We start from the raw sequence: 14930 nt of genomic DNA on the forward strand, positions 1-14930 counted from the left end.
GCACCAGAGCGTTCAACAGGCGATTACAGGCGAATCAACGCCGCGGTGCGGGCGCTGTACGCGGGGCCCGCGGCGTGTGCGCAGGGCCCGGAACCGGGTCCACGGTTCCGGGCCCTGACGCGGACGTCAAGCCCGCCGCACGATCAGCCGGAGCGGCCGGGCGGATCCGGGGCTCAGGCGCCCGCGGTCTCCTCGCCGCCGCCGAACCGCGCGCGGTACGACTCCAGATCGTCCTCGGTGATCTTCGCGAAGAGCACCGGCGGCACCGTGAAGGCCGTCCCGGCGGGCACCGAGGCCAGCGCCTTGGCCTCCTCCTGGGTGACCCAGGCGGCCGTGTCGTCCGGCAGCGCGAACGCGCTCCGCATCGCCTGCGCGGACGCCGGGATGAACGGCTCGGAGACCACCGCGTACAGGTGGATCAGGTTCATCGCCGTGCGCAGCGTCAGCGCCGCCGCTTCCTTGTCGGTCTTGATCTCCAGCCAGGGGGCCTTCTCCTCCAGGTAGGAGTTGCCCGCGCTCCACAGGGCACGCAGCGCGGCCGCCGCCTTGCGGAACTGGAGGGCCTCCAGATGACCCTCGTACTCCGCCAGCAGCCCGGCGATCTCCTCGCCCAGCTTCTGCTCCGCCGGGCCGGCCGCCGCGCCCGCCGGGACGTCGTCCCCGAACCGCTTGCGGGAGAACGACAGCACCCGGTTGACGAAGTTGCCCAGCGTGTCCGCCAGGTCCTTGTTGACCGAGGAGGAGAACAGCTCCCAGGTGAAGGAGGTGTCGTCGGACTCCGGGGCATTGGCGATCAGGAAGTAGCGCCAGTAGTCGGCCGGCAGCAGCTCCAGCGCCGCGTCCGTGAAGATGCCGCGCTGCTGGGAGGTGGAGAACTTCCCGCCGTAGTAGTTCAGCCAGTTGAAAGCCTTGAGGAAGTCGACCTTCTTCCAGGGCTCGCGGGTGCCGATCTGGGTGGCCGGGAACATCACCGAGTGGAACGGGACGTTGTCCTTGGCCATGAACTCCGTGTAGCGGACGTCGCCGGCCTCGTACCACCACGACTTCCAGTCGCGGTCGCCGTCCGTCCCGCCCGCGTCCGCCCACTCCTTCGTCGCCGCGATGTACTCGATCGGCGCGTCGAACCAGACGTAGAAGACCTTGCCCTCGGCCGCCAGCTCGGGCCACACATCGGCGGGCACCGGCACGCCCCAGTCGAGGTCCCGGGTGATCGCGCGGTCCTGGAGGCCCTCGGTCAGCCACTTGCGCGCGATCGACGAGGCCAGCGTCGGCCACTCCGCGCTGTTGGCGTCGATCCACTGCTCGACCTCGGCCTGGAGCTTGGACTGGAGCAGGAAGAGATGCGTGGTCTCCCGCACCTCCAGCTCAGCGCTGCCGCTGATCGCCGAACGGGACTCGATCAGATCGGTCGGGTCCAGGACGCGGGTGCAGTTCTCGCACTGGTCGCCGCGCGCCTTGTCGTAGCCGCAGTGCGGGCAGGTGCCGACGATGTAGCGGTCGGGCAGGAAGCGGTCGTCGGCGAGGGAGAAGACCTGGCGGATCGCCCGCTCCTCGATGAAGCCGTTCTCGTGCAGCTTGCGGGCGAAGTGCTGGGTCAGCTCGACGTTCTGCCGCGACGAGCTGCGGCCGAAGTGGTCGAACCGCAGCGCGAAGCCGTCGTAGATCGCCTTCTGCGCGTCGTGCTGCGCACCGCAGAACGCGTCGACCGACTGTCCGGCGGCCTTCGCGGCCAGCTCGGCGGGCGTGCCGTGCTCGTCCGTCGCGCAGATGTAGAGCACGTCGTGCCCGCGCTGCCGCAGGTACCGGGCGTACACATCGGCCGGGAGCATGGACCCCACCATGTTGCCCAGGTGCTTGATCCCGTTGATGTACGGAAGGGCGCTGGTGATGAGGTGTCGAGCCATTGCCGGCTGCTCCCAAGTCGCTACGGTGAGTGAGGATTTGCTTTACGGAACGTCAATATCGTACTGGACGGGGTGCGGGCGCCCACCCGGCTTTTCCGGGACCGGCGGGGAGGCCCGGGGGAGCCGGGGGAGTCGGGCGGGCAGCCGGACGGGCAGCCGGACGGGCAGTCGGGCGGGGTGATCTACGTACGTACGGATGCGTACGGGATACGTACGGGATACGTACGGGAGCGGTACGTCCCGAGGCCGCTACCCGGGGTCCGCCGAGGGCCGCCGCACCGACCCACGGGCGCCTTCCGCCTCGTGTTCCCCGTCTTTCCCCTCTTCCCCTTCTTCCCTGTCTCCTCCCTCTTCCCCGTGCTCCCCGTGCTCCCCGTGCTCCCCGTGCTCCCCGTGCTCGCTGTGCTCCTCGTGCACCACGGCTCCGTCCCGCACCCCCGCCGCGCCTCCCCCGTCCGGCCCGGGGCCGGGCCGCGGGGGCCGGGCCGTGACCATCAGCCCGGCGACGGCGGCGGTCAGCAGCATGATCGCCGCCCCGATGCCGATCGCCACGGTGAACCCGTGCACCACCCCGTCGTGCACGATCGCCGCCCGCTGGGCGGGCGGGACGGCCCCGCCCCCGTTACGGCGGGCCGCGTCCGCGAGACGGGACGTGAGATAGGTGGCGGTGGCCGAGGTCGCGATCGTGTTCAGCAGCGCCGTACCGATCGAACCGCCCACCTGCTGCGCGGTGTTGACCGTCGCGGACGTGACACCGGCGTCGTGCGGCGCCACCCCCTTCGTCGCGGTCGCCGTCACCGGCATGAAGACCAGACTCATACCGAGGCCGACGAGGAGTTCGGCGGGCAGGACGTGCGTGGCGTACGCGGACCGGGCGGTCAGGAACGTCAGCAGATACAGCCCCGCGGAGACCAGCAGCGCGCCCGGCACCATCAGCAGGCGGGGCGCGAGGCGGTGCAGCAGCCGGGCCGATATCTGCGTCGAACCGACGACGATCGTCACCGTCAGCGGAAGGAACGCCATACCGGTCTTGACCGGCGAGTAGCCGAGCACGACCTGGAAGTAGTACGTCATGAACAGGAACATGCCGAACATGGCGATGACGGTCAGCGCCATGGTCAGGAAGGACCCGGCCCGGGTGCGGTCGCGCACGATGTGCGGCGGCAGCAGCGGGTGGCGGGCCCGCGTCTGCCACCAGGCGAACAGGGCCAGCAGGGCCGCGCCGCCCGCCAGCAGCCCGAGCACCGGCCCGCTGCTCCAGCCCCGCGGCCCGGCCTCGCTGCACCCGTAGACGAGCGCGACCAGCCCGCCGCAGCCGAGCGCCGCACCCGGTACGTCCAGCCGGGCGTGGCGGCGGCCGGGCCGGTCGCGCAGGACGACGGACGCACCGGTCAGCGCGACGGCCGCGACCGGGACGTTCACGTACAGGCACCAGCGCCAGTCCAGGTACTCGGTGAGCAGACCGCCGGCGATCAGTCCGATCGCCGAGCCGCCGCCCGCGATGGCGCCGTAGATCCCGAACGCCTTGCCGCGCTCCTTGCCGAGGGTGAACGTCGTGGTCAGCAGCGAGAGCGCGGACGGGGCCAGCAGCGCGGCGAAGGCGCCCTGTAGCGCCCGCGCCCCGAACAGCAGCCCGGAGCCGGTCGCCGCACCGCCGAGCCCCGAGGCGACCGCGAATCCGACCAGGCCCACCATGAAGGTCGTCTTCCGCCCCACCAGGTCGGCGATCCGACCGCCCAGCAGCAGCAGACCGCCGAAGGCGAGCGTGTACGCGGTGATCACCCACTGCCGGTTCGTGTCCGACATGCCCAGTTCCCGCTGGGCGGACGGCAGCGCGATGTTGACGATCGTCGAGTCCAGCACCACCATCAGCTGCGCCAGCGCGATCACCACGAGCCCCCACCAGCGCCGCGGATCCGGCGCGGACCCCGCGACCCCGTCCGGCCTTGGGCACTCCATCCACTCAGCGTAGGCAGCGGGCGCGGAGCCCGCCCGATGGCGGCGGGCCCCCGGTGGCGGAGCGGAGGCGGCCGGTCACGCGGGGCGCCGGGGCGGGGTGGCCACGCGTGCCCGGCGGTACGTCGGCCCTGATGCGAGGGAGGGCTCGCCGGTGGCCGACGATGATCTCCGGTCCATCGTGGACGGCCTGGCCGAACGGCTTCAGCGGTCCGTCGCGATCGACGATCCCTCGACGCGGACTCCTCCGGCAGCGTCCTGGGCTGACCGGCCGCCGCGGGGCCGCGGCCGGAGCCCCGCGGCGGCGGCCCCGCGTCAGCGATCGGTATCACCCTGTCATGCGCCACTGACCATGCGTTCGAAGGGTGCCGGGCGGCGAGGGCGGGAACGGCAACGGCCGCGGTGGGCCCGGTGGGGCCCGGCCGCGGCCGGAGGGGTGGTGAACGGGGGCTGGGGTGCCGTCAGTTGTCCTTGAGGACGCCGGCGGTGCGGGCCTCGGTCAGCCACTCGGGGAATTCGACCATGAGCTGCTGGTAGAACTCGTCGGCGGAGAGGCCACGGGGCTCACGGCCGGCGTGGAAGAAGCCGGCGTTGTCGACCGCGCGCCGGTCCGGGACGGTCAGATCGTCCAGCTTGCGCAGGAAGTCGAAGCCCTTGGCGTCCGGGTCGCCGAAGCCGATGAACTGCCAGAAGACCGGCAGGCCCGCCGCCTCGCAGAGGGCCTTCTCCGCGGCCGGCTTGGAAGTGGGGGCGCCGTCGGTCTGGAAGATGACGAAGGCGGGGGCGGTGGCGCCGGACTTCTTGTAGTGGTCGACGACCTCGGTGATGGCCCAGTGGTAGTTCGTCCGGCCCATGTGGCCGAGCCCGGCGTGCAACTCCTCGATGCGGCCCTGGTAGTTGGCCAGGTCCAGGTCGGCGGTGCCGTCGACATCGGTGGAGAAGAAGACGACCGGAACGGTGCCGTCGTCCAGGTGGGCGGAGAGGCCGAGGGCCTGCTCGGCGAGGTGCTGGACGGTGCCGTCCTTGTAGTAGTTGCGCATCGAGCCGGAGCGGTCGAGGACCAGATAGACGACGGCGCGCTGGGTGTCCAGACCGTGCTTCTCCAGGGTGGCGCCCGCGGCCGTGTAGAGGCTGACGAGACCGGGGGCGGTGGATTCGAGCCCGCTGAGGGAGGACGGGGAGGTGTCGGGGGAGGGGGAGGAGGCGGCGGACGGGGCGGCCGCGGGGGAGGCGGGAGTGGGGGCTTCGTCCTCGTGGTGTGCTGAGTTGGTCTCCGGGGCGGGTTGCCGCTGCTCCGGCGCGGCCTCGGGCGTCGCCTCGGCTGCCGGCTCGGTTTTCGGCTCGGTTTTCGGCTCGGCCGCCGGCTCGGCTTTCGGCTCGGCCGTCGGGATCGGCTCCGGTGCGGATTCGGGCTCCGCCGCTGCTTCGGGACCCGTTTCCGGTGTCGCCGCCGCCGCTTCGGGCTCCGTCTCCGGTGCCGCCGCCGGCTTCGCGGTTTCGGCGGCCGGTTCGGGGGCCGGGGCCGTGACCGGTGCGGGGTTGTCGAAAGCCTGGCTCACCAGGTCGGCGGTGGTGGTGACCTCGGGCTCCTGGGCGGCCGGGGCCGGTTCCTTGACTGCCTCGGGGGCCTCGGGGGCCTCGGGGGCCTCGCGGACCTCGGGGGCCTCGACGGGCGCCGGGACGGTGGCCGCATCGGCCTTTGCGTCATCCGCCTTGCCGAGGCTTTCACTGCTGCTGCTGCTACTACTGCTACTGCCGTTACCGCTGTTGTTGCTGTCGCCGCTGTGGGTGAGGTGGCTTTTGGCGGCGCTGATGTCGACCGGGCTGCCCTGGGCGGGCAGGGTGGCCGTCTTCGGTGCCCGGTCCGGCTTGGGGGGCCCGGACGGGGCGGTGCGGGCGGCGGGGACCTCGGCCTCGGGGGTGACGGCTCCCGGGGCGGACTCCTCGCGGGCCTCCGGGATTGTCGCCGACTCCGGCGCGTCCGCACCGCTCGGTGCTCCGCCGGTTTCTTCACGGGTCGCCTTGGAGCGACCGAATGCGTTGCGCAGCAGACTCCGAATGCCCATCGGCGGACCTCTCTTGCGTGGTGGGTGCGGCGAATGTCCGTGAAACACAGACATGTCCCTGACCAGGACGGATACGTAAGGGTAGCGGCCTGCACCGGCCTGGTCGTGGGATCTCGCGCCGCGCGTGGTGGGCTGCCGGGGTGTGGGGGCGGAGGTGGTTTCGGCCGTGGGGCGGTTTGCCGGACGGGAATTACGCACGTGGTGTGCAGGTGCTTTCTTATGGACGCACTTGGTGCGTACTCGGTGAGCGGTCGGGTATTCGCGGCGAGTTCACATTCTTTGTGGCGCTCCGGTGATCTCTGTTCCGGTCGCTGTGGTGATGGGGGGCGGCCGGGGCAGGGGCCCCGGCCGCGGCCTGCCCGTCCGACGGTCCGAAGGTCCGCGCCCCGCCGGAGTTCCGCCCACATCACGCTGGAGTTCAGCGCACGTCACGCCGGGGAAACGGCGAGGCAAGAGGCCGGTAAGAGTGGGCAAGGGACGGTAAGAAGAAGGCCGGCCGGGTATCCGCGGCGCAGGTGGCCCCGTCTTCTCCGGTGACCATTGCCGGAGCCGTCCGTTGTCCCTCTTGGCGGCCGGTAAAAGCAGGCAAGAACCCTTATCGAGGGTGACGGGAGATGTGGGCGCATGGGGCTGACCAGTCAGTCGCTCGAATACACGGTGATCGTGTCGGCGTTGGTCTGTGTGGCCGCCACGGTGTGGCTGTGGCCTCGCCTTTCGCGGCAAGGCGTACGGCCCGTACTCGGCAGACTCGGCGCCATCGTGGTGACCCAGGTATCGATCGTGTGCGCACTCGCGCTCGCCGTGAACGCGAGCTTCGAGTTCTACGGCAGCTGGGACGAATTGCTGGGCAACAACGACAAGGCCCCGGTGTCCGTGAGCCAGGGCGGCGAGGGGCAGTACGCCTCCGTCGGGAATGCCAAGGGCGAGCTGGTCCAGGCGGCGGGCCCGCAGGGGCTCGACCGCGTGACGGGCCTTCCGCAGGGCCCCGTCGACAAGGTCGGCAAGGTCGAGTCCGTCCGCATCCTCGGCCGCCGGACGCGGGCCATCAATCCGGCGTTCGTCTATCTTCCGCCGCAGTATTTCCAGCCGCAGTTCCGTCGGCAGCGGTTCCCCGTCATGGTCGTCATCAGCGGTTATCCGGGCGGCATCATGAATCTCGCGCAGCACCTCCAGGTGCCGCAGAACGCGGGCCGGCTGATCGCGGAAGGAAAGATGCAGCCGACCGTGATCGTGATGCTCCGGCCGACGATCGCGCCGCCGCGGGACACCGAGTGCGTGGACGTACCGGGCGGGCCGCAGGCCGAGACCTTCTTCGCCAAGGACCTGCCGGACGCCATGAAGTCGGCGTACCGCGTCGGCCACGACCCCAGTGCCTGGGGCGCGTTCGGATACTCGTCCGGGGGCACCTGCTCGCTCCAGCTGGCCATGCGCAATCCGCAGGCGTACACCTCGGCGGTCTCGCTCTCCGGTGACTACGCCATCCAGGACGACCTCACCACCGGCAGCCTCTTCGGTTCCGGCGAGGCCGGGGCGCAGCGCGAGCGTGAGCACGATCTGCTGTGGCGGCTGAAGAACCTGCCCGCGCCGCAGGTCTCGGCGCTGGTGGCGAGCAGCCGCAAGGGGGAGCCGGACTACGGCGAGACCATGAAGTTCATCCACGCGGTGAAGGAGCCGATGAAGGTCGACTCGATCATCCTGCCGGAGGGCAGCCACCAGTTCTCGACGTGGCTGCGCGAGATCGTGCCGGCGCTGGAGTGGCAGAGCCAGCAGCTGACGTTCCCGCAGGACGTGGAGTCGGTCCCGGTGAAGAGCAAGCCGGGCCCGGACGGGCCGAAGGCGCCCGCCGCGCCCGCCTCGTCGAACGGTACGGCCGAGCGGAAGCGGGTGGCGGCGGAGCGGTCGCAGGGGTAGGGCGGCGACTGCGCGCGCGGTCGCGGGACCGGGACGGCGCGCGTGGCGGCGTGCCGGACGGGGCGCCGGAGAAGGGCCGCGAGGGGGCGCAGGAGCTGTCCGGCGCCCCCTTCGCCGTGCCGTCCTGCCCTTGTCGTCCCGCCGTGTCGTTCCGGCCCTGCCGTCCCGCAGTGTCGGCGCCGGTGCGTTACGGGCGGTAGACCATGCCCGGCTCGGGTGTCGCGGGGGACAGGAGCTGGGAGACCGTGACGATCGTGAAGCCGCGGTTCTTCAGTTCCTTGATGATGCCGGGGACGGCCGGCACGGTGCCCTGGTAGATGTCGTGCAGCAGGATGATGCCGTCGCGCTTGGTCTGTTCGAGGACCCGCTTGGTGATCAGGGCGGAGTCGTTCGTCTGGTAGTCCTTGGCGGTCACGCTCCACAGGACCTGCGCCAGACCGAGATCGCGGCTGACATCGGAGACCATCTGGTCGGTCTTGCCCTGCGGCGGGCGCATCAGCTTGGGCTTCTTGCCGGTGATCTCCTGGACCGCGTCCTGGACCCGGGACAGCTCCCGCTTGACCTCTTCCGGCTTGATCTCGGTGAGGATCTGGTGCGACCAGGTGTGATTGGCCAGCTCATGGCCCTCGGCGTCGATCCGCTTCACTTCGGCGGGGCGGTCGGCGACGTGGTTCTTGCCGAGCATGAAGAAGGTCGCGTGCACCTTCTCCTGCTTCAGGATGTCCAGCAGCCGGGGGGTGTTCTCGCTGGGGCCGGCGTCGAAGGTGAGGGCGACGCACTTGGCCTTGCGGCAGTCGACGTCGGCGGCCGCCGCGTCGTCCTCGGCGCCGCTCTTCGCATCCCTGGCGAGCTGGGCGTCCTTGTCCTTCACCTTGGCGGCCGGTGCGTCGTTCCGGGCGTCCACCGGCGCGGTGACGTCGAACGTGGCGCAGCTGCTGAGCGCCAGGACCAGGGAGGTGGCGGCCAGCAGCCCGGCTATGGACTTGCCGCGGGCCGCGGACATCTTCTTCGGCATGCGAGCTCTCTCTTCGAACACGGGCGGTGGTACGGGCCGCGGCCTGGGCCGGTGGCGCTGACGCCGGGGGGACGGCGGCCCAGGGAACTATACGCAGGTGGTACACACCGGGTGTATAGGCGGGTGGGGGTGTGGGGCTTACGGGGTTGGGTGTGGCGGTATGGGGTGATCGGGTGGTGTTTGGTGGCCTATGCCGGTCGGTGGCCGACGGCCGCGCGCACCCCCGTTCGGCCGTGCCCCGCGCGACACCTCCGGCGCCCCACGGTGGACTCGTACCGTGACCGCACCGCCGGACGACTGCCTGGCCCGCAACGACTGGATCTGCGGCGACTACCTCGGTTCCCGCCGCCAGATCCTGCTCGACGCGGTGGCCGAGCACGTCCAGCTGACGGTGATCTCCGTACTCCTCGGGCTGCTGATCGCCCTCCCGCTGGCGCTGCTGGCCCGCCGCAGGCGCTGGGCGCGCGGACCGGTGCTGGGCATCACCACCGTGCTCTACACGATCCCCTCGCTGGCGATGTTCTCCCTGCTGCTGCCGCTCTACGGGCTCTCCGCCACGCTCGTCGTGGCCGGCCTCACCCTCTACTCGCTCACCCTGCTCGTCCGGAACATCCTGGCGGGCCTCGACGGCGTCCCCGCGGAGGCCAAGGAGGCCGCCCGCGGGATGGGCTACGGACCGCTGCGCCAACTGTTCGCCGTCGAGCTGCCGTTGGCGCTGCCCGCCGCGATGGCCGGGCTGCGGATCGCCACCGTGTCGGCCGTGGCGCTCACCACCGTCGGCGCGATCGTCGGGCACGGCGGTCTGGGCAACCTCATCTACGCCGGTATGAACTCCTTCTTCAAGGCCCAGGTCCTCACCGCGTCCGTGCTGTGCGTGCTCATCGCGGTCGTCTTCGACCTGCTGCTGCTCGGCGCTGAGCGGCTGCTCACCCCGTGGCGGCGGGCGGGCGCACGGCGGCGGCCGCCCCGCGCCCGGCCGGCGGACCGTGACGGCGGACGGCTGCCGGCCGCCACCGGGCGGCGGACGTGAACACGCTCACCGAGGTAGGGACCTGGCTGACCACCGCCGCCAACTGGTCCGGTGAGAACGGCGTCTGGCACCGCCTCGTCGAACACCTCCTCCTCACCGTCGTCTGCCTGGCCGTCAGCGCACTGATCGCGCTGCCGGTCGCGCTGACGCTGGGCCACCTCGGCCGCGGCGGCGCGCTCGCCGTCAACCTCGCCAACGTCGGCCGCGCGGTGCCGACCTTCGCCGTCCTCGTACTCCTCCTGCTCACCCCCCTCGGGCGGTACGGGGAGCTGCCGACGGTCATCGCGCTGGTGCTCTTCGCCGTCCCGCCGCTGCTGACCAACGCCTATGTCGGGATGCGCACGGTGGACCAGGACGTGGTGCGGGCCGCCCGGGGGATGGGGATGACCGGACCGCAGCTGGTGTGGCGGGTCGAGGTGCCGCTGGCCTTCCCGCTGGTGCTGACCGGTGTGCGGATCGCCGCCGTTCAGCTGGTCGCGACCGCCACCCTGGCCGCGCTGGTGGGCGGCGGCGGGCTCGGCCGGATCATCACCGCGGGGTTCAATCTCGCCAGCACCCCGCAGGTGGTGGCCGGCGCGGTGCTCGTCGCGGTGTTCGCGCTGCTGGTGGAGGCCGCCTTCGTGGCCGGGCAGCGGCTGGCGCCGGCCCGGTCGCGCGGGCGGCCGCGATGAGCGCCCGCCGGACGCCGGGCCCGTACCCGCTCGTCCTGCTGCTCGTACTCACGCTCTGCACCGCCTGCACCAGCGGGCCCGCCCTGGAGAACCGTGACGCGGTCACCGTCCCGCCCGGCGACAGCCACGAGCTGTCCATCGGCTCGGCCGGTTTCACCGAGAGCGAGCTGCTCGCCCAGATGTACGCGGCGCTGCTCGGCGCGGCCGGCTACCAAACCGACATCGTCACCGTCGGCAACCGCGAACTGTACGAACCCGCGCTGGAGGCCGGGCAGATCGACGTCGTCGCGGAGTACGCCGCCACCTTCGCGGACTGGCTCAACGCCAAGGAGAAGGGGCCGCACGCGGCGCCGGTCGCCGCACCGGACCTCGGCACCACCATGGCCGCGCTGCGCCGGCTCGCCGCCCCACGCGGTCTGACCGTGCTCGCCCCCGGCCGGGCCGTCGACCGGAACGCCTTCGCGGTGAGCGCGGCATACGCCGCCGAGCACCGGCTCAGGACCCTCAGCGACCTGGGCCGGGCCAAGCTGCCGGTGCGGCTGGCGGCGGGTGACGAATGTGTCCGGCGGCCGTTCTGCGCGCCGGGGCTGAAGAAGACGTACGGCATCGAGGTGACCGCCATCGATCCGAAGGGCGTCGGCACCACGCCCGCCAAACAGGCCGTACAGGACGGTCAGGACCAGATGGTCCTGACCACCGGCACGGACGCCACCCTCGACCGGTTCGGCCTGGTGCTGCTCACCGACGACAAGAAGCTCCAGAACGCCGATTACGTCGTCCCCGTCGTCAACCGCGCACGGGCCGGCAGCGCACGGGCCGCCGCCGCGCTGAACCGGCTCAACGCCGTGCTGACCACCGCCGACCTGGCGGACCTCGACGAACAGGTCGACAGCTGGCGGCGGCTGCCGGCGGACGTGGCCCGCAACTACCTGAAGTCCAAAGGACTGTTGACGGAGAAGGAGAGGTGAGGGGAGGCGGAGATGCCGTGCGGAGAGACTGCGGGTATCGGCCGGGGCGCCGGGCCCTACTCCGTGGGTACCGAGTCCACCTCCGCCCGTTCCCGCGGTACGCCGCGTCCGCCCGAGCCGATGGTGCGGCGCAGCGCCTCATGGAGTTTGGTCGGGGTCAGCACGCCGAGGAAGCGGGGGCCGTCCAGGACCGCGATCCAGCCCGCGTCGTGTTTGAGCATCTCGCTGAACGCCTGCTTGAGCGTGCCGGTCACCGGTACCCACGCCTCCATCCGGCGGGCCTGGTCGGCGACGGTGCCGGGCGCGCCGGACATCTCGTCCCTGCCCACCCAGCCGTGCAGCGCGCCGTCCGCGTCCAGCACCACGGCCCACCGGGCACCGTCCGCGCGCATCCGGGCCGCTGCCCGGTCGGCCGGTTCGTCGAGGTGGGCGAACGGCGGGCGTTCCAGGTCGGTGTGGTCGATACCGGTCACCGAGAGCTGTTTCAACGCCCGGTCGGTGCCGACGAATTCGGCGACATAGGGGGAGGCCGGGGCGCCCAGTACGCTCGCCGGGGTGTCGTACTGCTCGATGCGGCCCGCCCCGTAGACCGCGATCCGGTCGCCGAGCCGGACGGCTTCCTCGATGTCATGGGTGACCAGCAGCACCGTTTTGTGCAGCTCCGCCTGGAGCCGCAGGAACTCCTTCTGCAACCGGTCACGGACCACCGGATCGACGGCGCCGAACGGCTCGTCCATGAGGAGCACGGGCGGGTCGGCGGCCAGCGCGCGGGCGACGCCGACGCGCTGCCGCTGGCCGCCGGACAGCTGCTCGGGATAGCGCGGTCCGTAGACGGCCGGGTCCAGGCCGACCAGGTCCAGGAGCTCGGCCGCCCGCGCCCGCGCCCTGGCCTTCTTCCAGCCGCTCAGGACGGGCACGGTCGCGGTGTTGTCGAGGACGGTGCGGTGCGGGAAGAGTCCGGTCTGCTGGATGACGTAGCCGATCCGGCGGCGCAGCGTGACCGGATCGACTCCGGAGATGTCCGCGCCGTCCACGAAGATCCGTCCGTGGGTGGGGTCGAGGAGCCGGTTGACCATCATCATGGTCGTCGTCTTGCCGCAGCCGGACGGCCCGACGAGGGTCACCAGCTCGCCCGCGCCCACCTCGAAGGAGAGGTCGTCGACGGCGAGGGTCCCGTCGGGGTAGCACTTGGTGACGGACTCGAACCGGATCATTGGTTCATTGAATCCCGCAGCCCGCGACCGGTCCCCTCATACGGGCAATCGGGCTATGCCGACGATCGGTCCGTGCGGGCCGGCCGGTCATGCGGGCAAGCGGCACGTGGGCGGTCCGGCCGACGGTTTCACGTGAAACCGGCGCGGCGGCGGCCCGGGTTCAGACGGGCAGGTGGGCGGGGAAGGTCACCCGGACCGTCAGACCGCCGCCCGGGTTGGGGTCGGCCTCGGCCGTGGCGGCGTGCGCGCGGGCGATGGAGGCGACGATCGACAGGCCGAGTCCGGCGCCCTCGCCGGGACCGTGCCGGCGAGCCTCCAGACGGCGGAACGGTTCGAAGAGATACGGGACGGACTCGGCGGATACGGCGGGGCCGGTGTTGGTGATCACCAGGGTGCGGCCGTCGATGCCGAGGGTGATCCGGCCGTCGGAGTGGTTGTGACGTACGGCGTTGCCGACCAGATTGCGTACGAGGTGGGTCAGCAGCACGGGATCGCCGTCGACGGTCAGGGGACGGATGTCGGTGGCGAGGGTCACGCCGCGCCCCCAGGCGTCGTCGGCGTATTCGGCGGCCACGGTCTTGGCGAGATCGCCGAGCGCGACCGGCTCCCGGCGTTCCAGGCCCTGGTCGGAGACGGAGAGCAGCAGCAGGCCCTCGATCAGCTGCTGGCTGTCGTCGGCGACCTCGATCAGCTTGCCGCGGATGCGCCGTACGTTGGCCGGGTCCGGGTCGGCCAGGCCGATCTCGGCCGCCGCGCGCTGCACGGCCAGCGGGGTGCGCAGCTCGTGCGCGGCGTTGGCGGCGAACCGCTGCTGCGCGGAGACCAGGTGCTCTATGCGGTCGAGCATGCCGTCGAAGGTGTCGGCGAGCTGCTTGAGTTCGCCGGGCGGCGCGTCCAGCGCGATGCGCTCGTGCAGGTTGGCGGCGGACAGCCGGCGGGCGGTGGTGGTGATCACGGAGACCGGGCGCAGCACCCGGCCGGCCATCCACCAGGCCAGCGCCACCGAGAGGATGGTGAAGACCAGCAGGGCGATCAGCGAGACGGTCAGCAGCTGGCTGAGGGCGGCGTGTTCGGTGGCATCGGTGATGACCTTGGTGGCGCTGTAGAGGCTGGGCTCGTCCGGGCCCTGGGGGTACGGCGAGGCGGGTGCCACGGCGAGACCTTGGGTGAGCGGGCCGGTGGCGTCGGAGGCAGGGCCCATCCGGCGGGTGGCGGCGGAGGTGGAGGTGACCGCCAGGCTCAGGCTGGAGTACAGGCCGCTCCGCAGAAGGAAGTAGACCAGCGCGATGAGCATCGCACCGGCCAGCACCAGCAGCCCGCCGTAGAGGGCGGTGAGCCGTACGCGTTCGCTGCCGGGGAACCAGCGGCGGCCGAGCAGCCGGCGCGGCAGCAGTCGGCGGCCGGCGGGGAAGGCGCTCATCGGGCGGTGCCCGGCCGGAGACCGTCAGCCGCCCCGTGGCGGTCGTCCGGCCCCGGCCCGTCGCCGTCCGGCCGTGCTCCGCCCAGCCGGTAGCCCGCGCCCGGCACCGTCTCGATCACCGGCGGGTCGCCGAGCTTGGCGCGCAGTTTGCTGAGGGTGACGCGGACCGCGTTGGTGCGGTAGCTGGTGTGTTCCTCCCAGACCTCCTCGATCAGGTCGTCGCCGCTGACCACCGCGCCTTGGGCGCGCAGCAGCACTTCCAGGACCGCGAATTCCTTGCGGGACAGCGCGAGCGGCCGGCCGTCGCGGACGGCCTGCCGGCGCGCGGTGTCGACGGCGACTCCGGCCCGCTCGATGACCGGCGGCAGCGCGGGACGGGCGCGCCGGCCGAGGGCCAGGACCCGGGCCAGCAGCTCCTCGTACGCGAACGGTTTGGTGAGGTAGTCGTCGGCGCCCAGGCCCAGGCCGTCCACCCGGTCGCGGACGGTGCCGGACGCGGTGAGCATCAGCACCCGGGTCAGCAGTCCCTGCTGGACGACATGACGGCAGACCTCGTCGCCGTGCAGACCGGGCAGGTCCCGGTCCAGGATGAGCACGTCGTAGGCGCCGAGCCGCAGCTTCGCCAGCGCCGCTTGGCCGTCGTGGGCGACATCGGCCGCGACGGCATCGCGGCGCAGCCCCGCGGCGATCATTTCCGCGAGGAATTCCTCGTCCTCCACCACCAGAACGCGCATGGGGTCATGTGTACCCGAGGTGCACCTTTCGACAAAGTAAA

General features: G+C 71.8%; 11 protein-coding genes. 4 read left to right on the forward strand and 7 right to left on the reverse strand.

From position 1 onward, the window contains the following. Positions 1-173: 173 nt before the first annotated feature. The 3 genes from metG to ACLJWH_RS21265 all read right to left on the reverse strand — a co-directional run bounded on the left by metG (position 174) and on the right by ACLJWH_RS21265 (position 5926). Positions 174-1904: a methionine--tRNA ligase gene (gene metG, locus ACLJWH_RS21255; protein ID WP_411143318.1), complete on the reverse strand. Its 1731-nt coding sequence runs from the start codon at positions 1902-1904 to the stop codon at positions 174-176. Positions 1905-2153: 249 nt separating this feature from the next. Next, positions 2154-3863 (reverse strand): MFS transporter, encoded by a 1710-nt coding sequence (locus ACLJWH_RS21260; protein ID WP_411143319.1) that lies wholly within the window; start codon positions 3861-3863, stop codon positions 2154-2156. A gap of 458 nt (positions 3864-4321) precedes the next feature. Then, a complete protein-coding gene (locus tag ACLJWH_RS21265) occupies positions 4322-5926 on the reverse strand; it encodes a VWA domain-containing protein (protein WP_411143320.1) in 1605 nt (534 codons plus the stop codon). A 624-nt stretch (positions 5927-6550) separates the two neighbouring features. Here ACLJWH_RS21265 and ACLJWH_RS21270 point away from each other — a divergent pair. Beyond that, the gene (locus ACLJWH_RS21270; RefSeq protein ID WP_411143321.1) at positions 6551-7837 is read left to right on the forward strand and encodes an alpha/beta hydrolase; all 1287 of its coding nucleotides are present in this window, start codon (positions 6551-6553) and stop codon (positions 7835-7837) included. A 187-nt stretch (positions 7838-8024) separates the two neighbouring features. Here the strand turns inward: ACLJWH_RS21270 and ACLJWH_RS21275 are convergent, their stop codons facing one another. After that, a complete protein-coding gene (locus ACLJWH_RS21275; RefSeq protein WP_411143322.1) occupies positions 8025-8852 on the reverse strand; it encodes a polysaccharide deacetylase family protein in 828 nt (275 codons plus the stop codon). 277 nt (positions 8853-9129) lie between these two features. Here ACLJWH_RS21275 and ACLJWH_RS21280 point away from each other — a divergent pair, with 277 nt between their 5' ends. The 3 genes from ACLJWH_RS21280 to ACLJWH_RS21290 are packed head-to-tail and all read left to right on the forward strand — an operon-like array spanning position 9130 to position 11521. Next, positions 9130-9882 carry an ABC transporter permease gene (locus ACLJWH_RS21280; RefSeq protein ID WP_411143323.1) on the forward strand — a complete coding sequence of 251 codons (753 nt, stop codon included), beginning with the start codon at positions 9130-9132 and terminating at the stop codon, positions 9880-9882. After that, the gene (locus tag ACLJWH_RS21285; RefSeq protein ID WP_411143324.1) at positions 9879-10553 is read left to right on the forward strand and encodes an ABC transporter permease; all 675 of its coding nucleotides are present in this window, start codon (positions 9879-9881) and stop codon (positions 10551-10553) included. Before ACLJWH_RS21280 ends, ACLJWH_RS21285 begins: the two co-directional genes overlap by 4 nt. Then, the gene (locus ACLJWH_RS21290; RefSeq protein WP_411143325.1) at positions 10550-11521 is read left to right on the forward strand and encodes an ABC transporter substrate-binding protein; all 972 of its coding nucleotides are present in this window, start codon (positions 10550-10552) and stop codon (positions 11519-11521) included. Before ACLJWH_RS21285 ends, ACLJWH_RS21290 begins: the two co-directional genes overlap by 4 nt. A 56-nt stretch (positions 11522-11577) precedes the next feature. On the opposite strand, the gene ACLJWH_RS21295 is transcribed toward ACLJWH_RS21290, so the two are convergent. The 3 genes from ACLJWH_RS21295 to ACLJWH_RS21305 form a co-directional block, all read right to left on the reverse strand. Next, complete coding sequence (locus tag ACLJWH_RS21295; RefSeq protein WP_411143326.1) at positions 11578-12735, reverse strand: ABC transporter ATP-binding protein; 1158 nt, start codon at positions 12733-12735, stop codon at positions 11578-11580. 160 nt (positions 12736-12895) lie between these two features. Beyond that, positions 12896-14155: a sensor histidine kinase gene (locus ACLJWH_RS21300; RefSeq protein WP_411143327.1), complete on the reverse strand. Its 1260-nt coding sequence runs from the start codon at positions 14153-14155 to the stop codon at positions 12896-12898. After that, positions 14152-14889, reverse strand: a complete 738-nt coding sequence (locus ACLJWH_RS21305) for a response regulator transcription factor (RefSeq protein WP_411143328.1) — start codon at positions 14887-14889, stop codon at positions 14152-14154. Before ACLJWH_RS21305 ends, ACLJWH_RS21300 begins: the two co-directional genes overlap by 4 nt. Positions 14890-14930 lie beyond the last annotated feature (41 nt).

Origin of the sequence: Streptomyces sp. x-80 (genome assembly GCF_046549095.1) — a bacterium.
Taxonomy (GTDB): domain Bacteria; phylum Actinomycetota; class Actinomycetes; order Streptomycetales; family Streptomycetaceae; genus Streptomyces; species Streptomyces celluloflavus.